Origin of the sequence: Thermosynechococcus sp. HN-54, assembly GCF_023650955.1 — a bacterium.
In the GTDB taxonomy this organism is placed as follows: Bacteria; Cyanobacteriota; Cyanobacteriia; order Thermosynechococcales; family Thermosynechococcaceae; genus Thermosynechococcus.
This window is the reverse complement of the sequence record NZ_CP098039.1, coordinates 469476-489545: the sequence shown is the minus strand read 5'-3', so window position 1 is coordinate 489545 and position 20070 is coordinate 469476. Positions and strand designations below refer to the sequence as shown.

Annotated in this window: 18 protein-coding genes; 7 read left to right on the top strand and 11 right to left on the bottom strand. The window is 54.7% G+C overall.

Annotated features, from left to right (window positions below; translation table 11 throughout):
- Positions 1-85 precede the first annotated feature (85 nt).
- The 3 genes from NBE99_RS02400 to NBE99_RS02390 all read left to right on the top strand — a co-directional run bounded on the left by NBE99_RS02400 (position 86) and on the right by NBE99_RS02390 (position 2495).
- On the top strand, positions 86-1384 hold the full coding sequence (locus NBE99_RS02400; protein WP_250682922.1) for an NAD(P)/FAD-dependent oxidoreductase: 1299 nt from the start codon (positions 86-88) through the stop codon (positions 1382-1384).
- Positions 1385-1454: 70 nt separating this feature from the next.
- A complete protein-coding gene (locus tag NBE99_RS02395) occupies positions 1455-2000 on the top strand; it encodes a DUF3365 domain-containing protein (protein ID WP_250682921.1) in 546 nt (181 codons plus the stop codon).
- A gap of 18 nt (positions 2001-2018) precedes the next feature.
- Positions 2019-2495: a DUF3122 domain-containing protein gene (locus tag NBE99_RS02390; protein WP_250682920.1), complete on the top strand. Its 477-nt coding sequence runs from the start codon at positions 2019-2021 to the stop codon at positions 2493-2495.
- Here the strand turns inward: NBE99_RS02390 and NBE99_RS02385 are convergent.
- From NBE99_RS02385 to NBE99_RS02375, 3 genes are read right to left on the bottom strand one after another with little or no spacing between them, the layout of a single operon-like run.
- A complete protein-coding gene (locus tag NBE99_RS02385; RefSeq protein WP_250682919.1) occupies positions 2492-3868 on the bottom strand; it encodes an anthranilate synthase component I in 1377 nt (458 codons plus the stop codon). The two genes, NBE99_RS02390 and NBE99_RS02385, sit on opposite strands and share 4 nt — an antisense overlap.
- The gene (locus tag NBE99_RS02380; RefSeq protein ID WP_250682918.1) at positions 3865-4767 is read right to left on the bottom strand and encodes an energy-coupling factor transporter transmembrane protein EcfT; all 903 of its coding nucleotides are present in this window, start codon (positions 4765-4767) and stop codon (positions 3865-3867) included. The genes NBE99_RS02385 and NBE99_RS02380 overlap by 4 nt, the downstream gene beginning before the upstream one ends.
- Before the next feature lie 9 nt (positions 4768-4776).
- Complete coding sequence (locus NBE99_RS02375; protein ID WP_250682917.1) at positions 4777-5508, bottom strand: PspA/IM30 family protein; 732 nt, start codon at positions 5506-5508, stop codon at positions 4777-4779.
- A 135-nt stretch (positions 5509-5643) separates the two neighbouring features.
- On the opposite strand from NBE99_RS02375, the gene NBE99_RS02370 reads away from it, so the two are divergent.
- Positions 5644-6057 (top strand): pentapeptide repeat-containing protein, encoded by a 414-nt coding sequence (locus tag NBE99_RS02370; RefSeq protein WP_250682916.1) that lies wholly within the window; start codon positions 5644-5646, stop codon positions 6055-6057.
- On the opposite strand, the gene NBE99_RS02365 is transcribed toward NBE99_RS02370, so the two are convergent.
- Entirely contained in the window at positions 6058-7158 is a 1101-nt protein-coding gene (locus NBE99_RS02365; RefSeq protein WP_250682915.1) for a histidinol-phosphate transaminase, read from the bottom strand.
- A 114-nt stretch (positions 7159-7272) separates the two neighbouring features.
- Between NBE99_RS02365 and NBE99_RS02360 the strand changes: the two genes are divergently transcribed.
- The gene (locus NBE99_RS02360; protein WP_250682914.1) at positions 7273-8214 is read left to right on the top strand and encodes a DnaJ C-terminal domain-containing protein; all 942 of its coding nucleotides are present in this window, start codon (positions 7273-7275) and stop codon (positions 8212-8214) included.
- A 35-nt stretch (positions 8215-8249) separates the two neighbouring features.
- Here NBE99_RS02360 and panB read toward each other — a convergent pair whose 3' ends face one another.
- Positions 8250-9035 (bottom strand): 3-methyl-2-oxobutanoate hydroxymethyltransferase, encoded by a 786-nt coding sequence (panB, locus tag NBE99_RS02355; protein WP_250682913.1) that lies wholly within the window; start codon positions 9033-9035, stop codon positions 8250-8252.
- A 105-nt stretch (positions 9036-9140) separates the two neighbouring features.
- Between panB and NBE99_RS02350 the strand changes: the two genes are divergently transcribed.
- Together NBE99_RS02350 and NBE99_RS02345 are read left to right on the top strand one after the other, a co-directional pair.
- Positions 9141-10682 (top strand): bifunctional aminoglycoside phosphotransferase/ATP-binding protein, encoded by a 1542-nt coding sequence (locus NBE99_RS02350; protein WP_250682912.1) that lies wholly within the window; start codon positions 9141-9143, stop codon positions 10680-10682.
- Positions 10683-10727: 45 nt separating this feature from the next.
- Positions 10728-12014: a homoserine dehydrogenase gene (locus NBE99_RS02345; RefSeq protein ID WP_250682911.1), complete on the top strand. Its 1287-nt coding sequence runs from the start codon at positions 10728-10730 to the stop codon at positions 12012-12014.
- On the opposite strand, the gene cysW is transcribed toward NBE99_RS02345, so the two are convergent.
- The 6 genes from cysW to NBE99_RS02315 all read right to left on the bottom strand — a co-directional run bounded on the left by cysW (position 12011) and on the right by NBE99_RS02315 (position 20052).
- Positions 12011-12850 carry a sulfate ABC transporter permease subunit CysW gene (gene cysW, locus NBE99_RS02340; RefSeq protein ID WP_250682910.1) on the bottom strand — a complete coding sequence of 280 codons (840 nt, stop codon included), beginning with the start codon at positions 12848-12850 and terminating at the stop codon, positions 12011-12013. The genes NBE99_RS02345 and cysW overlap by 4 nt on opposite strands.
- Entirely contained in the window at positions 12837-13670 is an 834-nt protein-coding gene (cysT, locus tag NBE99_RS02335) for a sulfate ABC transporter permease subunit CysT (protein ID WP_315897302.1), read from the bottom strand. The genes cysW and cysT overlap by 14 nt, the downstream gene beginning before the upstream one ends.
- A 17-nt stretch (positions 13671-13687) precedes the next feature.
- Positions 13688-14704 (bottom strand): sulfate ABC transporter substrate-binding protein, encoded by a 1017-nt coding sequence (locus tag NBE99_RS02330; protein ID WP_250682908.1) that lies wholly within the window; start codon positions 14702-14704, stop codon positions 13688-13690.
- A gap of 115 nt (positions 14705-14819) precedes the next feature.
- Positions 14820-15146, bottom strand: a complete 327-nt coding sequence (locus NBE99_RS02325; protein ID WP_250682907.1) for a hypothetical protein — start codon at positions 15144-15146, stop codon at positions 14820-14822.
- Between the two features lie 131 nt (positions 15147-15277).
- Positions 15278-19258, bottom strand: a complete 3981-nt coding sequence (locus NBE99_RS02320) for a magnesium chelatase subunit H (protein WP_250682906.1) — start codon at positions 19256-19258, stop codon at positions 15278-15280.
- A gap of 128 nt (positions 19259-19386) precedes the next feature.
- Complete coding sequence (locus tag NBE99_RS02315; RefSeq protein ID WP_250682905.1) at positions 19387-20052, bottom strand: ABC transporter ATP-binding protein; 666 nt, start codon at positions 20050-20052, stop codon at positions 19387-19389.
- Positions 20053-20070: the final 18 nt, after the last annotated feature.

Here is a 20070-nt window from a genome sequence, read left to right as displayed (position 1 = left end):
TCTCCGTAGCACAGACGGTTGTAGCCAATTGCATATTCTTATACTACCATATAGTTAATTAAATAAATTTGCAGAGGATACGGTCATGGCACGGGTGGTTGTCCTAGGGGCGGGCATCGGCGGATTGCCCACAGCCTATGAATTGAAGCATCGTTTGGGCGATCGCCATGCAGTGGTCTTAGTCTCCGATGTGGATCGCTTTACGTTTATTCCGGGACTAGTGGCGGTTGCCCTAGGACACAATTCCCTCGAACGCCTACAAGTACCCTTAGAGACGGTGAGCCGTCGGCATCGGTTGACATGGGTGCAGGGCAAAGTGCAGCGGGTTGATCCTGAAGCAAAGAAGGTTTATTTGCCTGAGCAAACCCTTGACTACGACTACTTAGTGATTGCCACAGGGGCAGAACTCGCCCTCGATCTGATTCCCGGCCTTGGCATCCATAGTCATTCGGTGTGTACTCCCGCCCATGCAGTGGCCGCCCATAGAGCATGGCAAGAATTTCTCAAAGACCCCAAGGACTTAGTTGTGGGTGCGGCGCCGGGAGCCAGTTGCTTTGGACCTGCCTATGAATTTCTGTTTTTGGCGGAGCATGCCCTGCGGCGTCATGGGTTGCGCGATCGCGTCAAGATCACGTTCATTACCCCTGAACCCTACGTTGGCCACTTGGGAATTGGCGGCTTGGCCAACAGCGATCAACTCACCCGCAACTTGATTGAGGAACGGGGCATTGAAACGATCACCAACGCTGAGATCACCGCCCTTGAGCCGCATCGGATTCTGCTACGAGATGGACGGAGCATCCCCTTTGGCTACAGCATGATTTTGCCGTCCTTTCGCGGAGCCTCGTTTGTGCGCGCCTGCGGCCTTGGCAATGAAAAGGGATTTTTGCCCCTGCTGCCTACCCTTCAACATCCCAACTATCCTGAGATCTATGGGGTTGGCATTAGTGTTCACCTTCAGCCTTTAGAAGTCACCCCTGTTCCCGTGGGGTTGCCCAAAACCGGGCAAATGACCGAGGAGATGGCGATCGCTGCCAGCCACAATATTGCTGTTGCCCTTGGGGAATTAGCCGCTGACCCTGTCGTGCCAACACTGGATGCCCTCTGTTTTGCTGACTTTGGTGATACGGGTATTGCCTATATTGCCGCTCCTGTGATTCCTGAGGCCCTCGGGCAAAAGCGCCGCTTGGCCTACGCCATTCAAGGATTGTGGGTCAGTTGGGTCAAGGCTGTCTTTGAGCACTACTTCCTGCTGAAAATGAGATGGGGGCTAAGTGTTCCTTGGTTTGAACAGTGGGGACTGCGGCTATTCTTTGGCCTCTCCCTCGTGCGTCCCCTGCAATCCACCGCGTTGCTAGAGCAGCAACCAACCGTGAAAGTTTAACAGGTAAACATTGACAAAATTTAATAAAGGAGCAACTTGTATGGTGCGAATCTTTCTCATAGGGCTATTGATGGTATCCCTATGGGCTCAGGGTTCCTTAGCCACATTGGCCAGTGTGAATCCCGATGAACTGGGGAAAGCCGTAACCGCCATTGAACAATTGGATCAAATGCGCATTGGCCTTGCCTCTACCCTAGAAGGGAGTCCCAGCGAACCCACCCTTGACACCTTTAAGGCTGTTTGTGCGCCCGTAGGCAAGAAAGCCAAGGAAATTGCTGCCACCAACGGTTGGCAAGTGCGTCAGGTAGCCCTAAAGTACCGCAACCCCAACCACGCCCCGCGTACCGCTCTTGAAGTTCAAGCCCTGAATCAATTTGACAACAATCGTCAACTGCAAGCCTTTTGGCAAACGGATCGTGAGGGAGTGCATTACTTCCGTCGCATTGATGTCCAAGCCAGTTGCCTTGCCTGCCATGGGGCGAAAAATCGCCGCCCTGCCTTTATTCAAGAAAAATATCCCAGCGATCGCGCCTTTGACTTTCGCGTTGGCGATCTACGGGGCATGTACGCCGTGACGATTCCGCAAATTCAACAGGCCCTCCAAACCTCACCCTAAGGAGAAGGAGGAACGCCAATGGCACCTTGGCAACGTTGTTTACTGCTGATCCTGCTAGTGATTCCCCTGTGGCTTGCGGTGTCCCCTAGCAGCAATGCCATGATTCGCACAATTGAGGAAGCTCCCAATCAAGTGGTGGTGCAGTCTCGGCATCAGTTGCGCGATAATCGTGGCTTTACATGGCAGGTGATTCTCTTTTCCCGTCGTGACCAGTTGCAGTTGCGCTTGGTGGGGTTTCCCGAGCAGTACCACTTTCGCCATCCCGATCCCTTGGTGCTGATCACGTCGAGCGGTCAAACCCTGACAGCCGTGGATGACTTTCCCAAGGCAGACAGCGTTGCCAATGTGGGACAGTTTGATCTGTTGCCCCTTGTACCCCACCTCCCCCAGAGTGAACCCTTAGTGTTGCGTCCGCCCCTAGAGGAGCAGGGCATTGAAATCGCGGTTCCCGCTGCTGTGGTTGTGGAGTGGCACGTCTTGATTGAGGAGGCTTAGGCACCTGTACCGATGGGGCTGGGTGTCCCAAGGGCAAGGAGCAGGGCCTGGGCTTTGCTGAGGGATTCTTGCCATTCTCGCTCTGGATCACTGTCGGCGACAATACCGGCGCCCACTTGTCCCCAAGTCCTATGGCGATCGCCCGCCACCAAGAGGGTGCGAATGAGGATATTCAAATCTAGGTGTCCCCGCTGATCCCAGTAGCCACAGGAACCGTAGAACAAATTGCGGGGAAAGGGTTCAAGATCTGCCAAAATCTCCATACAGCGCACCTTGGGACAGCCCGTAATCGTGCCACCGGGAAAGAGGGCACAGATGACATCCACAGGGGATATCCCCGATTGCAAACGGCCGCGAACATTGCTCACTAGGTGAATCACATGACTGTAGTACTCCAAGGTCAAAAGTTCATCCACCACCACACTGCCCCACTGGCATACCCGCCCCAAGTCATTGCGCTCCAAATCCACGAGCATAATGTGTTCTGCCTGTTCCTTGGTATTGTTGAGGAGTTCCTCGGCATGGGCGCGATCGCCCGCTGGCGTTTGGCCGCGCGGACGGGTACCGGCAATGGGTCGCGTTTGCACGCTGTCTCCCTGAACTTGCACCAAGCGTTCGGGTGAGCAACTGACAATGTAGCCCCAGGGGGTCTGCCAAAAACTGGCAAAGGGAGAGGGGTTAATCTGCTGAAGCCGCAGGTACTGTTGCCATGGATCAACGGAACCGTAATGACAAAAGCGGGCGGAAAGATTGGCTTGAAAAATATCGCCAGCGCGAATACGGCGGAGAATCTGGGTTACAGCTGCTTGGTAGGTATCGGCTTGCCAACCCGCAGCCAATTCAATCTTGCTGGGGCGATCGGGAACCAGCAGGGGCTGTTCAGGGGGTGTTGGGTCTAAGGCCTGTTGCAAAACAGCCAGTTGAGCCGGGGTGGAAGCAGCAAGATAAAGGAGATCTGCCCGATGATCTAAAACTGCGAAGGCTTGGGGTTCATACCAGAACGCCAGTGGGAAAGGGAGAGGATCGGGCTTCAGAGGGGGAAGAGCCTCAATTTCCCACGCCAACTCATACCCCAGCCATCCCAACCAGCCGCCCGTAAAGGGCAGATGGCTCACTTCATCGGGCACAGCCGCCCCTTGGGGAAATGTTCGTAACGTGGGCAAGACATCACCGAGGGATAAGACCCACTGGCGATCGCACCGCGGTGACCCCGCGCAAATGGAATAGCGAGCTTGGGGTGTGGGGGCTTGGGCTGGACTTTCGAGGAGAACAGCAATCGGCTCCGCCAAAAATAACTGCTGAAAAATAGCGCGACCCGTGCGACCCCGTAGGGGCAGACAACGCCACAGCCACGGCTGACAGGGGCGGATCACGAGTGCTCAACCCCCAACCAACCCAAACGCACCAACCAAAACAGCGCCATGCCCACCAAAGCCAACCAATCTTGCCGTTGCAGTCGCAGATGATGCCACGGGTTATCATAGGTGCCCGGTTCTTGAAAGCCGCGTACCTGCATGGCACAGGCCACCTGTTCTGCCCGCAGCAGCAAATTGTCCAACAGCCGCACAGCTAGGGCTAGCCACAGCTTGATACTGCCCTTAATGCCCACCAGCCGCCAATTGATGGCACGAGTCCGCACTGAGCGACTCAGGTTTTGCACCTCTTCCAACACCAAAGGGATGAAACGCAGGGAGAGCGTCAAGGTCAGGGCAATTTCTGCTACCGGTAGCTTAAAGCGCTTGAGGGGCTGCATCAGATTTTCCAAGCCGGCGGTGACCTCTTCGGGGGCAGTTGTCAGCAAAAACAGGTGGGTACTGTACAGCAGGGTAAACAGGAGCGTACTGAGTCGTAATCCCAACTCCAGCGATCGCTGGGAGACTTGCAGATGAATGGGCAACTGACCCACTTGGGCACGAAATTGCCACAGGATATAACTGTAACTCGTTGGCGGAACGGTGGGTTCCAACGGACGACGGGGTTGATAGGTGACCGCCATCCCATCGGGCATTAAAGCCGTGATCACCAGAATTAAACTACCCACCAAGAGGAGCCACAGCAGTTGCTGCCGCCACACCCGCGCGGGAATCCCCCCCAGGAGCGTCAAGAGAATTAAACTGACCACTAGCCCCAACCGCCAAGTGACATCCGCCAAAATGGGTGCCAATAAAAAAGTCATCAACCATGCCAACTTAACCCGCGGATCAAGGCGGTGCAACCAAGTCACCGGTTGTTCAAGGTACAGCCCCAAAGGGAGCGATCGCAACAGATCCATGGAAAATAACTAGTTTTTCTCCAGTTCCCGCCGCAGGGCTTCCAACTCTGGATCGTAGGCAGGGGGGCTGCTCGGTGACAGTTGCGGATTGGCCAATTCTGCCTTCAGTCGGGCTAAATCCTCATCCACACTACCCGCTTCTAGGGCAGCAAACTTGGCTTCGAGGGTATCACTGTTGAGTTCAGCTACGGCTTGGGAGCGAGCCTCCATTTCCTGAACGCGTTCCTCCATGCGCTCAAAGGCGGCCATGGGGGCATGGGTGTTGATGCTGCTAAAGGTTTGTTGCAGTTGCTCTGAGGCCTTGGCTGCCCGTGCCCGTGCCACCAGCATTTCTTTGCGGGTTTTCGCTTCGGCAATCTTGCTTTCCAGCTGCTGCATTTGTTTTTTGAGGGCTTCCACTTGGGTCACGGACTGCTCCAGTTGCCCTTTGAGTGCCATGGCTGCATTCAGTGCTGTTTTCTTGCGACTCAAGGCCTCAAGAGCGAGTTGCTCATCCCCATGTTGCAGGGCAATTTTGGCACGGCGTTCCCACTCTGCTGCCTGCTCTTGATTTTGGTTGAACTGTTGCTCTAGCCGTTTTTGGGAGGCGATCGCCTGAGCCACCGCTTGCCGCAGTGTGACCAGATTGTCCTGCATTTCAATCATGGTCTGCTCGAGAATTTTTTCGGGATCCTCGGCAGCGCTCACCACCGCATTCATCCAACTGCGAACCACACGGCTGATGCGATCAAACAGTCCCACAGCGTTATCTCCCTATTGGTTCCTTATCTATAGCAGTATGCCACTTTCTTTAGGCTCTTTGGCCACGAGTCCAAAAAACGGTTGCTGCCCTAGGCTTAAGCTATAGTAAGATAGAATCCTGATCCTACTTTAGTGATGTCTGCTTCTTCGGGGCGACCTTCAGACGCCTTTGATAAACACGGTTTTCTCAGTCGCTACGCCCCAGCCATTATTAATCAAAATAGAGCCGATCAAATGCTGGCAGACTATGCTAAAGGGCGGCGTGACTTTCGGCGACTGGATTTGCGCGGTGTCACCCTAGAAGATGTGAATTTGGCAGGGGCAGATCTCAGTGGCTCGGATTTAAGCAATGCCACACTGACCAACGTGGATTTGACGAATGCCAAGCTGATTGAAGTTAAGCTGATTAATGCCGAACTAACGGGTGTGCAATTGCACCAAGCCAACCTGAGTCGCGCCAACCTGCGGGGTGCCACACTGACCCACACCTCTTTAGCCACGGCAGCCCTGCGGGGCACAGTCCTGCCCAATGGCCGCTTGTCCGATTAGCTAAAGCTGGTTCAAAAAAGCTTGCAGCCGTTGCCAAAAGCGCTCCGTCTCCGCTGGCGTGCCAATGGTGACTCGAATTCCGCCGGCGATCGCCCGCACAAGGGTGCCCTGAGTGCGCAAGGCCTCACACAGGGGCTGGGTCTGCTCTGGCTCCTGCAAGCGGAAAAAGAGGAAATTGGCCACACTCGGCCATACCCGCAGGTGGGGGCACGCCTGAAGCCGCTGATAAAGGTGCTCCCGTTGCGCAAGGACTGTGGGAATCCCTGCCAATAGCTCCTGCCGATGCTCTAGGGCAGCTTGCGCTGCCACTTGGGAAAATGTTGGTAGGTTATAGGGCAGACGTACCTTTTCCAGAACAGCAATGACCTCTGCATTGGCAATGGCATAGCCCACGCGGTGCGCTGCCAGTCGAAAGGCTTTGGAAAACGTGCGCAGAATCACCCAGTTGGAATGCTCGGCCAATTCACCCACTAGCGTTTTGCCGGAAAATTCAAAGTAGGCCTCATCAATCACCACTAAAATCTCCTCCGGCAGCTGCCGTAGCCAGTCCACCTCTGCTGCGGTTAGGGGATTTCCCGTTGGCGAGTTGGGTTGCAGCATAAAGAGGACGCGCACAGGGGGATCTGCTTGGGCAATGAGGGTATTGGCTTCAGTAATTTGCACGACAAAGGTCTCAGGATCTCGCTTTGCCCGATGGACGGGAATCCCTAGGGTTTGGGCGAGGATCCCGTATATGGAAAAAGTCGGTTCGGCCACTAGGATAGAACCGTAGCCCCCGATCGCTGTGGCCAGCAGAATCGAGCGAATCAGCTCGTCCGAGCCGTTGCCAACCGCAATTTGGTGTGGGGAGATTTGAGTTGGGCTATGTTCACTGACATAGCGGGCGATCGCCTGCCGCAGCGGCCAATGGTGACTGTCGGGATAGCGATGACTGGCGAGGGTGCTGACGTACTGTTGAGCTAACGCCTCCTTAAGGGCAGTGGGCAAATCCCACGGAAACTCATTGGTATCGAGGTAATCCAGTTCTGGCGGTAGGGAGTCGCTCGGGGGGGTGGAGTAGGCGCGGAGGTTGCTCAGTTCTGGACGAAGAAACGTCGCCATGCCAAGACGGTATAAAGGGATTCAACTATAATAACACTGAGCTTTTTGCCCTAATTTGCTGCCAGCCCTGACACTCAATCTTCATCTTTTGATTACGTAGAGGCGAATGTTCCTATGGCGCGTACCGACTTCAAAGATTACTACGAAATCCTCGGGGTCAGCAAAAATGCCACGGATGCCGAAATTCGGCAAGCCTTTCGCCGCCTCGCGCGCAAGTATCACCCTGACTTAAATCCGGGGGACAAAGAGGCAGAAGCTCGCTTTAAGGAAATTAACGAAGCCCACGAAGTTCTGTCTGATCCAGAAAAACGGCGCAAATACGATCAATTTGGTCAGTATTGGCAACAGGCCAGTGCGGCGGGAGCTGGTGGCTTTAATGTCAATATCGGTGACTTTGGTGCTGATTTTAGCCAATTTAGCAGCTTTGAAGACTTTATTAATGAATTGCTAGGGCGATTTGCCACAGGCACGACCACAGGGCGTACCCGCACTTGGAGCAGCGCTGGCTTTGATCCATCGGCATTTGGGGGTACCGATGTCGATGCGGAAGTGCAAATTAGCTTCCAAGAAGCCTTTCAGGGGTGTCAAAAAACCTTCAAAATTGGCGATGAACAGGTGACAGTCACCATTCCCGCTGGTATTAAGCCGGGGACGAAGTTGCGGCTGCGGGGCAAAGGTCAATATAACCCCTACACCCAACAGCGGGGTGATTTGTATCTCACGGTACAGGTGGCACCCCATCCCCTCTTCCGCTTTGAAGAGGATCAACTGGTGATTGATTTGCCAATCACGCCGGATGAAGCCGCCTTGGGTGCTCAAGTCACGATCCCCACTCCCTCTGGAAATGTGGTTTTGAATGTGCCTCCTGGCACGCGATCCGGGCAATTGCTGCGGTTGCGAGGCAAAGGGTGGCGCAGCAGTGGGGGCAGTGCCGGAGATTTGCTTGCCAAGGTGCAAATTGTGCCTCCCAAATCCCTGAGTGCCCAAGAAAAAGAACTCTACGAAAAGTTGCGATCGCTACGTACGTTTAATCCTCGTGCCCATTGGCTGGTCTAGGGTGGGCTAGTGTTGTCGAAATTTTTGCCTAAGTTTTAGGGAAATTGTCGCGATCGCACGGCTTGGCAGTAAGTTTCAATGGCAGCGATCGCTTGGGTTCCCAAGTCGGCATACACTCTGGCAAAGGGAGGCACCTGCGGACTCAAGCCCAAGACATCAGCCGTGACGAGCACCTGACCATCACAGTGGGGGCCAGCCCCAATTCCAATTGTGGGAATTTCCAGCTTGGCGGTAATCTGCTGCGCCAAATCCCCAGGAATATGCTCCAAAATGATGCCAAAGGCACCTGCTTCCGCCAGAGCAAGGGCATCTGCCAGAATCGCTTCCGCTCCCTGAGGCGTCTTCCCCTGTTGTCGCCAGCCCCCCAACTGATGCACCTGCTGCGGCAACAAGCCCACATGACCCAGCACGGGAATGCCGGCCTCCACTAGGCGCCGTGTTGCTGCACACACTACGGGCGAGGCACCTTCCATTTTCACCGCTTGGACTTCCGCTTCTTTGACTAAGCGCCCCGCTGAGCGCAGAGCCTGTTCCGGGCTTTCTTGGTAGCTCAAAAAGGGCAGATCACACACGAGGAAACTATGGGTAACTCCTCGGCGGACCGCCTGCGCATGGTGAATCATCTGGTCGAGGGTGACCGGTAATGTCGTTTGATAGCCAAGGGCAACCATACCAAGGGAATCCCCGACAAGGATCACATCCACGCCAGCGGCATCCAATAGGCGTGCCCAGAGATAATCCCAAGCGGTGAGCATGGTAATCGGCTCTCCCTGCTGTTTTTTTTGTTGGAGTTGGGGCAATGTCACGGGGCGACGCACCATAATTCCATGTACCATCGGAGGGTTGTATCCCCATCCTCTAAAGGAAGGGCGAAAACGTCAATTTAGCCACAGGGAATAGGGTAGAAGTGATATGATGATTGCGCGATGTCGGCCACAGTACGCATGTCTTTGCCTGCCTTTGTTGAAGCGTTATTAACGCCTGCTGCTTACCCCCATGCGGTGACCCCCCCAATTCAACTGCTGCAAACGCACATTTCCTATGTGTTTCTCACGGGGGAGTATGCCTACAAGGTGAAAAAGCCCGTGGATTTTGGTTTTTTGAACTTTACAACCCTAGAAAAACGCCAGTTCTACTGTCAGGAGGAGCTGCGGCTTAATCAACGCTTGGCTCCCGATCTGTACTTGGCCGTGGTGCCCATTGTGGCGGTGGGCGATCGCTACTGGGTTGCTGACTCTGAAAATCTGCCGGCTGGGGCTGAGGTGATTGACTATGCCGTGCAAATGCGGCAGTTTGATCAATCGCAACTGTTATCGCACCTCTTTGCTGCCAACCAAGTCACCCCTAGTCTGATTGAATCCCTCGGCAAAGCATTGGCCCACTTCCACCGCACCGCTGCCACTAGTCCCCACATTAGTGAATTTGGTTCGCCGCGGGCGATCGCCCAAGTGATTAACAATTGCCATGCCTTGGCAGCGCCGTTTGTCGGTCGTTGTCAATCCCCAGAGCAGTATGCGGCGATTCAAGCCTTTACCGACGACTTTTTGACCCGTCATCAAGAGTGGTTTGTGCAGCGGCAAGCTGGGGGTAAAATCCGCGAATGCCACGGCGATCTGCACCTGAACAATATCTGTCTCTACGATGGCAGGGTGCAAATTTTTGACTGTATTGAGTTTAACGAAGAATTTCGCAATATTGATGGCATCTATGACGCCGCCTTTTTGCTGATGGATCTGGAGTTTCGCGGGCGCGGCGACTTGGCCAATCTCTTCCTCAACACCTACTTGGAATGGAGTGGTGACTATGAGGGAGCAGTGCTCTTGCCGCTGTACCTCTGTGTAAGGGCCTATATTCGCGGCAATGTGAATGCCTTGGCCCTCAATGATCCCGCCATTAGCGAGGCCGAAAAGGCACAGATTCAAGCCACTGCTGCGGCCTACTATGAAGCTGCCTATCGCTATACCCAACCGCGGCAAGCAAAGCTCTATGTCATGTGCGGTCTCTCAGGGGCAGGCAAAAGTACACGGGGACGGGGGCTAGCCCAAGCGGAGCAAGCCATTCAAATCCGCTCCGATGCTGTGCGCAAACATTTGGCGGGTTTACCCCTTGACCGCCGCAGCAGTGATTTTCCCGAGGTGGCTCTCTACTCCGAGGCCATGACCCAAAAAACCTATGATCAGATCTTGGCCTATGCGGAATTGTTGCTACGGCAGGGACAAACGGTGATTTTGGATGCGAAGTACGATCGCGGGGCTCTGCGGCAGCCCGTGATTGCTTTAGCCGAAAAACTGCACGTGCCCCTAGAGATTCATTTTTGTAGTGCGCCGCCAGAGGAACTGCGCCGTCGTCTCAGCGATCGCCAGGGGGATATTGCCGAGGCCACACCCGATCTCATTGCTGCCCAGATGGCTAGTTTTGAATCCTTTCTGCCTGAGGAGGAACCCTACGTTCGCCATGTGTGTGACTAGGGCGAGGGCGGCGGATAATAGGAACAGTGCACTAGGACGGGTCTGATGTATCACATTGGTTTACTGGGGTTGGGCACTGTCGGTGGTGGTGTTGCCCAAATTCTTGCGGATCCAGTGGGGCGCCATCCCCTACTCAAGGAACTGGCGATCGCCCAAGTAGGGGTACGGGATCCCCATAAGCCTCGTGCCGTTGCCCTTGATCCGAAACTCCTGACAACAGACTTAGAAAGCATTGTGACTAATCCTGAGATTGACATTGTTGTCGAAGTCTTGGGCGGCATTGAACCGGCGCGATCGCTGATGCTTAAGGCCATTGCCCATGGCAAGCACATTGTGACCGCCAACAAGGCCGTCATTGCCCGTCATGGCGCGGAAATTTTTGACGCCGCCAATGCTCAAGGGGTCTATGTGATGCTGGAGGCGGCTGTCGCTGGTGGCATTCCCGTCATTCAAGCCCTGAAACAAAGTCTGGGGGCAAATCGCATCCACAGCATTACGGGAATTCTCAATGGCACCACCAACTATATCCTGACCCGCATGCAGCAGGAGCAGGGGGAGTTTGCTCCCATCCTCGCCGATGCCCAACGCCTAGGGTATGCCGAAGCCGATCCCAGTGCTGACATTGAGGGGTGGGATGCGGCCGACAAAATTGCCATCCTTGCCAGCCTTGCCTTTGGGGGGCGAATTCGCCGCGAGGAAGTATATTGCGAGGGCATTCGTGGAATCACGGCCGTGGATATTGCCTATGCCGAGAAGCTGGGGTTTCGCATTAAACTGCTGGCGATCGCCCGCCAACTCAGCGGTCAGCCCTTAGAGGTGCGTGTTCACCCCACACTGGTGCCCCTTGAACATCCTTTGGCTGGCGTAAATGGGGTTTTTAATGCCATCCTCTTGGAGGCAGAGCCGTTGGGACAGGTGATGTTCTATGGTCCAGGGGCGGGTGCCGGCGCCACCGCCAGTGCCGTGGTTGCGGATTTAATCAACATTGCGGCACTGTTACCCCAAGGACGCGCCAGTCATCCCCTACTCACCTGCCAGCACGATCAGTTCGTCCCGCTGCTGCCCATGACAGAGGTGGATAGTCGCTTCTATGCCCGTGTCCATGCCCAAGATCATCCGGGGGTACTGGGGAAACTCGGCACCTGCTTTGGTAACCATAACGTTAGTCTAGAATCCTTGGTTCAAATTGGCAGCCACAACGAGCTGGCAGAAATTGTCATTGTCACCCACCATGTGCGTGAAGGGGAGTTTCGCCAAGCGATGGCCGAGATTGCCCAAATGGCGGATATTGAGGCTGTACCCTCGATTTTGCGGGTATTGGGTACCTCCTAGGGGTTGGACTTGATCCCTGTTTTCCGCTCCAAAATTTCCTTCACCACCAGCGTCACGAGGGCGAGCAAACCAAGGATCACTGCTGCTGCGTAGGCCGACTCCGTGTTGTAGTTTTTGTAGGCGTCTTCGACAAAGAGGGGCAGGGTTTGCGTCAGACCTGCCACATTGCCAGAGACAACTGCCACAGCACCAAACTCCCCCATCACTCGCGCATTAGTCAACAAGACCCCATAGAGCAGACCCCAGCGGATATTGGGGAGCGTGACTCGCCAAAAGGTTTGCCACTCATTGGCTCCAAGAGTTTTTGCGGCTTCCTCCTGCTCAGTGCCGATTTCCTCCAGCACAGGGATGACTTCTCGCGCCACAAAGGGCAAACTCACGAGAGCTGTTGCCAGCACCATCCCCGGAAAAGAGAAAATAACGCGAATATCTAAAGCTTGCAGCAAGCCCCCAAACCAGCCATTGCGGCCATAGACGAGCACCAGCATCAGTCCGGCAACAACGGGGGAGATGGAAAAAGGTAAGTCAATAATGCTAAGCAAGAGGGTGCGTCCCAGAAAGCGATGGCGGGCGATCGCCCAAGCGGCACAGAGGCCAAAGATCGTGTTTAGGGGCACCACTACCAAGGCAAGGGCAAACGTCAGCCACGCCGCATGGAGAAAATCCGGTTCCAGCAAATTTTCCAAAAAGGGCATGACTCCCTTGTGAAAGGCTTGGAAAAGGACATTGGCCGCCGGCATCAAAAGCACAAGGGCAAGATAGCCGATGGCAATGACAATTAAAAGGGCATGCAGCCACGGGTTCTCCTGCGTGGGCGAGGGTTTAACACTTCGCATAGCGACGTCCCCACGCTTGCAGTAGGTTGATCACAAATAAAATTCCCAAGGACACCAAGAGCATCACCGTACCAATAATGGTTGCTGCCTCATAGTCATACTGCTCTAAGCTCTGAAACACCAGCACCGCGGCAATCAAGTCCCGAAAGGGGGTGTTGGAGGAAATAATGACAATCGAGCCAAATTCCCCCACCGCCCGCGAAAACCCCAAGGCAACCCCCGTGAGAATGGCAGGCATCAACGGCGGCAAAATCACTCGCCAAAACGTTTGGGTATGACTGGCGCCCAACGACCAAGCTGCCTCCTCCACCTCTTTTTCCATCTCTGTCAGCACCGGTTGCACCGTGCGAATGACAAAGGGCAGGGAAATAAAGAGCATGGCCACCGCTACCCCCCAACGGCTAAAGGCTATTTTGATTCCCAAAGGGGTGAATAAACTGCCAATCCAACCATTTTCGCTATAAACCGTAGCTAGGGTCAGACCTGCCACCGCCGTTGGCAGTGCAAAGGGGAGATCCACAACAGCATCGAAGAAACGCTTCCCCGGAAAGGAGTAGCGCACTAAAACCCAAGCAATCAGGGTGCCAAAAACACCATTAATTAAGGCAGTGAGTAAAGCAGTGACAAATGTGACTTCGTAGGCCGAGAGGGCGATCGGCCGCGTTGCCACCTGCCAAAAATGCAGCGGCCCAGCACTACTGGCACGGCTCAAGAGGGCAGCAATGGGCACAGCCAGCATCACGAGTAAGTAAAAGACCGTGATTCTCCAGACCCAAGGGAACTGCCAGCGAGATTTTTGGGAAGCAAAGGCGGGTGGCATGGGATTTGTAACGGTCATCAGGCTTGATTCTCCTGCTGAATTTGATCAAACAGGGCACCATTGGCAAAAAATTGGGCTTGCACGGTCTCCCATCCCCCTAGATCGGCCACGGTAAAGAGCGTGGGCACGGGTGGAAATTCTTGGGCATGAGCCGCAAGGACGGTTGGATCCACTGGCCGAAAGCCATAGCGAGCAAAAATTTCTTGGGCTTCAGGGGTATAGAGAAAGTGAATGTACGCTTCGGCTACCTCACGGGTACCGTGCTTATCGGCGTATTTATCCACAATCGCGACTGGGTTTTCAATCAGGATATTGGCCTCGGGAATTTTATACGACAGGGTCTTCCCCTTTTGTCGTGCCAAAATGACTTCATTTTCATAGTTGATCAGGGCATCCCCCTGTCCTTGTTTCAAAAAAGCATCGGTCGCTTCACGGCCATCGCGGGGGAGAGCAGCCACGTGGCGAAATGCCTCTGTCACAAAGGCTTGGGCTTGCTGAGGGGTTCCCCCGGTTTGGGTCACCGATCCCCATAGGGCAAGGAAATTCCAGCGGGCTGCCCCAGAGGTTTTGGGATTGGCAGTGACAAACGTCACCCCCTCACGAGTGAGATCCTGCCATGTTTGCAGATTTTTGGGATTCCCCCCACGGGTAATCAGGGCACAGACCGATGTGGTGACAATGCTGTTATGGGGAGCTTGACTCGCCCAATCTCGACGAATTAACCCTGCCTGAGCAATGCGATCCACATCCAACCCAAGGGACAAATGCACAATATCGGCCTCTAAGCCATCAATCACTGCCCGTGACTGACTCCCAGAGGGGCCATAGCTGGTGCGAAAGCGAACCTTTTGTTGATGTTCCCGTTCCCACTGGGCTGCAAACAAGGGCATAATAGCCTCGTGGGCTTTTTTGGTCACAGCAAAGGAGGAAAGGGTTAGGTTGACTTGAGCAGGGCGACCATCGGGCAGGGTGGCCTGAAATTGACAAGCCCCCGTGAGACTACTCAGACCGAGTCCAAGCAAGAAAAGTACCAACCAAACCCTAATTCGTCGCCAACTACCCATGCTGCATGAATCTACGATAAGTCGGTCGGAATACCGATGTGTAAATCCATCTTAGCAGAAGGGGTGGCGATTCTGGCTGGAATCCTTAAAACGTGATCAGCACCCCACTAGGATTGGCGGGAATCACATACTGCGGTTGATTGGGATGGGGCTTTTTGCGGTGAGGGCGCGATCGCAGGGAGGCTGGCGGAACACTAACCAGTCCTGGCTGTACCACATACACTGGTTGCGTTTGAGGGGTGGGCACCACATAGACGGGTTGGCTGGGGGGACTCGGCACCACATACACCGGCTGACGGGAACCACCAAGATTTACGTTGACATTCAGTTGCGCAGCGGCTGTATCCGCAAAGGAAAGGACAGCTAAACCAGTCAAGGACGACAGGCCAACGACTTGGAGTGTTTTCAACATCGTCAACTCCTCCACAGAAAAAACGTACTGCGGGGTCTGACGCTCAATTTATAGGGAGGGTTCCGATCACATCTGCGACCAAATAAAAAGGGGGGAGAGCTTCCCCCCATGCGATTAACGTTTAACGTTGCTTACTCAACTCCCTCAATCTTGTCCTCGACCTCTTGATAGAGTTGCCGCAGCAGTTCCAGATTAGCTTCACTGGTCTCCCAGTAGCCGCGCCCATGGAGTTCGAGGAAGGTGCTGACCATTTTGCGGAAGGAGTGGGGGTTGGTATTCAGAAGCCGCTGCCGCATCTGCTCATCGAGAATAAATGTGGCATTCGCCTCCTCATAGACCCAGTTATCCACAGCCCCTGCCGTCGCCGACCAGCCCATCGTATTCACGAGCCGTTTCGAGATCTCGCGCACCCCTTCGTAGCCGTGGGAGAGCATTCCTTCATACCACTTGGGATTTAGGAGCTTGGTACGGCTGTCGAGGCGAACGGTTTCCGAGAGGGTACGCACTTGAGCATTGGCTGTGGTGGTATCGGCAATATAGGCCTTGGGTTGTTTGCCATCGCCGCGCAGTGCCGCCACCAGCTTGGTCGGATCCGAGTCAAAGTAGTGGCTGACATCGGTGAGGCTGATTTCTGAGGAGTCGAGGTTTTGGAATGTCACATCCACCGTTTTGAGAGCCGTTTCAAAGAGTTCCCGCGCCTGCTGCATTGTCCCCGGTGAATCAGCCGAGAAGGCAAAGGACTTGCGGGAAAGGTACATATCCTGAAGTTCTGACTCCTGTTCCCAAGAGCTATTTTCCACCGCTAGGTTGACATTGGCTGCGTAGGAGCCGGAGGCATTGGTAAAGACCCGTGTGGCCGCCTGGCGCAGGTCAATCCCCAATTCTGAGGCCTGTTGCAGGGCGTGCTTGCGGATAAAGTTCAGCTCAAGGGGTTCATCGGCTTCGGCAGCCATCTTGATGGCACGGTCAATGAGCGCCATCTGGTTGATAAAGAGATCGCGGAAGACCCCAGAACAGTTGACGACAACATCAATGCGGGGTCGCCCCAGCTCCTCTAGGGGGATGAGTTCCACCTTGTTGACCCGCCCCAAGGAATCCGGCAAAGGCCGAGCACCCACGAGCCACAACACTTGGGCAAGGGACTCGCCATAGGTTTTGATATTGTCTGTGCCCCAGAGCACCATGGCAATCGTTTCTGGCCATTGGTTGTTGTTTTCCGCTTTTTGCCGCGCTAGGAGGCGATCGACCACAACTTTGGCGGACTGCACGGCCGCTGCGGTGGGAATGGCTTGGGGATCCAAGGCGTGGATATTTTTCCCGGTGGGTAGGACATCGGGGTTACGAATCGGATCGCCACCGGGACCGGGGAGGATATATTCCCCTTCTAGGGCTTGCAGCAGTGCCCCCAGTTCGTTGTCAGCCACAATCTGCTGCAAACAGAATTCGAGGTATTCCATCAGGGGCTTGAGGGCAGCGGCATCGACTTGGGTATAGCCCGCGCCATGGAGGGATTCAATCCACGGCTCTTTGCGCCCCATGTTAAAGAAGTTCAGCTTCGAGACCCGCGACACACGACCATCGGCATCGGCTTGGGCTTGGACGAGGGCACTGACGGCAGCGCGGGTGGCCTCATTAATCTGGCGCAGCAGTTCGACATCCGCGAGTACCCCGCGATCGCTATTTTGATAGATTTCGTCAATGTCTCGCCCTAGGCTCTCGGCAATGAGCCGGGGCAAGCTCTTAATGCCGTCCTCAGAGCGATCCAAGCTGGCAATATTCACCAATGTGGCCACTGCTTCTTCCGTTGTCGGTGGTTTGCCAATCACGTGCAGGCCACAGGGCAAGAGGCGGCTTTCAATCTCCATTAGCTTGATATAGACCTTGCCCACGAGGGTATCGCGCTCCTCGGCACTGAGATCTGCCGCGTCCTTATCGGGAAGAGCCACATCCTGATCGAGATTCACCATGCGGCACTTGTCCATGATCGTGTTGACAATCTGAACCCCCCGACCGCTATCTTTCAGGGTTTGGTAGGAGCCAATGAGATCGCTGAGTTCCCGCAGCCCTTTGTAGAGACCGGCATTTTCCGCCGGTGGGGTGAGGTAGCTAATGGTGTTGGCGTAGCTGCGGCGCTTGGCAATGGTGGCCTCGGAGGGGTTATTGGCGGCGTAGTAGTAGAGGTTGGGAATACAGCCAATGAGATTATCGGGGTAGCAATCCCCAGACATCCCCATCTGTTTACCCGGCATGAACTCCAAGGAGCCATGGGTGCCAAAGTGGAGCACCGCATCCGCCTGCCAAATGTGATTGAGGAAGGTGTAGTAGGCAGCAAAGCCGTGGTGGGGACTGGCGGAGCGAGAAAAGAGCAGCCGCATTGGATCTCCTTCGTAGCCAAAGGTGGGCTGCACGCCAATAAAGACGTTGCCGTAGGTTTTGCCGTAGATAAGCAGGTTTTGGCCGTCACTGTTGAGGTGCCCCGGCGGTTTGCCCCAGTTTTCTTCGAGGCGCTTGGCGTAGGGGGTGAGGCGCTCGTATTCCGGCACGCTCATGCGGTAGGCAATGTTGAGTTCGGGACTCCCCACTTGGGCACGGGCATCGTGGAGGATTTCCTGCATCAGGGCTTCGGCACTCTCGGGCATGTCCTGCACGTCATAGCCGTTGTTTTTCAGGGCTTCCATGACTTTGTAGATGGAGCCAAAGACATCCAAGTAGGCAGCCGTACCGACGTTGCCTTTATCCGGCGGGAAGCTAAAGATGGTGATGGCGACTTTCTTTTGCACCTTGGGTTTGCGGCGCAGATTCGCCCACTTCAGTGCCCGCTGCACAATCATTTCGACGCGGTCTTGGAGGGCGATCGCCTTACCGGTCATGCCATCGCGACCGGAAAGAATAATTGGCTCAATGGCACCATCCAGTTCCGGTAGAGCAATTTGCAGCGCCACTTGAATCGGGTGCAGCCCCAGATCACTTTCCTCCCATTCCTCAGTGGTTTGAAACACCAAGGGCAGTGCTACCATGTAGGGACGGTTGAGTTTTTTCAGTGCCGCCACAGCTTTGGCATGATCCTGCTTGGCAGGCCCCCCCACAAGGGCAAATCCCGTGAGGGAAACGACGGTGTCAACAACGGGTTTTTCAGGGTTGATGGGATCATAGAAGAATTTTTCCAGCGGTGTCGAAAAGTCCAGTCCGCCAGAGAAGACGGGAATCACCCGTGCGCCTTGGGATTCAAATTCTTGCACAATGGCGACATAGTGGGCGTCATCACCGGTAACAAGGTGGGTACGCTGCAACAGCAGGCCAATGGTGGGCACGAGGGGGTCTTTGAGATCGGCACCAATGTCGCGACGACTGTTGAACCAGTTGAGGTACTCTTTGAGATCCTCAAACATTTGCGGTGCAAGGGGGTGCCAAATGCCGGTGTCGGGGTAGGTGACGGGTTCTTGGTAGCTGAGGTTGCTGGTTTGCTGACCTTTGAAGACGTAGCGATCGGCCAGCATCAGCAGGAAGTTTTGCAGATTCTCGGGTGACCCCCCCAGCCAATACTGGAAGCTGAGCATGAAGTTGCGGGCATCCTGAGCCTTGTCAATGGGGAGGTACTTCAGGACTTGGGGCAGGGTTCGCAGGAGTTTGAGCATGGCATCTTGGAAGCCAGCGCCGGATTTCTCCTTGCGCTTCTTCATGAAGTTGGCAATGACGCTCTTGGATTGGCCAATTTGAGCCAAGGAAAAACTGCCCATCTTGTTGAGGCGCATTACCTGGGGCAGTGAGGGGAAGACAACTGCCACATCAAGGCGATCACGATAGGGCTGGACGGCTTCGACGACTTTATCCGCTAAGTCCTCAATGAAAATCAGGGAGGCAATGAATACATTCGCCCGCGCCACGTCCTCACAGAAGGCGGCATAATTTTCGGGATTGCGCAGTTCCTCAAGGAGATAGCCACTGATTTCAATGGCCACCTGTGGATGGGTGTCGTTAATGCTGCGAACCGCTGCCGACAGCGCGCTCTGGTATTGGGCTTCAAGTACCACATACACTACTCGCAACAGCGATCGCCCATTTAACGCCGCTGGCGCGATATGCCGAATTGTGGACTTGACGTGGGTGAACATGCGTTCAAACTCCTTGTAACGATCGAGACCAAACCCCAAGTGGGATATACCTCTTGTGGTTGTAGCAGAAAATCAAGCTGTGGAGCGACTTTGCGCCCCTGTGGTAACAAATTGCAAAGTTTTGCTACCTAAGTATTAAAACTTATTACATGACTTGACTGATGAGAAATCAATGGTACCAGACAACCGTTTTCCAGCCGCCACGCGCGATCGCTAATCTCTTGTAGTTCCGTTGCTTCGTGGGTCACCACCAGCAAGCTCCAATGCTCCTTGAGGCGGCGCAGTACTTGTACCAATTGTCGGCGCATTGACCAATCCAAGCCAGCGGTCGGTTCATCGAGCAAGAGTAAGTAGGGCTGCCGCACCAGTTGTACCGCTAGAGCCAAGCGACGCTGTTGACCACCACTGAGGGATTCAGGGCGAGTGTGCAAGGGGAGATGATCAAGGCCAACATCGGCAAGGGCACGGTAAAAGTTTTCGTAGGGAATTTCAGGATGGCCAAAGCGCAGTTCCTCAAGAATCGTGCGGCCACAGAAGTAGCGATCCGGGAACTGAAAGACCAATCCAGCCAACTGTTGTAAATGGTCAGGTGTCAGTACCTGATCCTGCCACTGGATGATCCCGCGACTGGGGGTGGCCAAGCCCGCTAGAATCTCTAGTAGGGTGGTCTTGCCGGATCCACTAGGTCCGATGATCAATCCCAGTTCAGCCATGCCCAAGTCTAAATTAATATCCTGCAAAATGGGCTGGGGGGTGGCGGCAGGGTGGTAGCTGAGATGGTGAACTGAAAACAAGATGCAGACTCCGGAGGT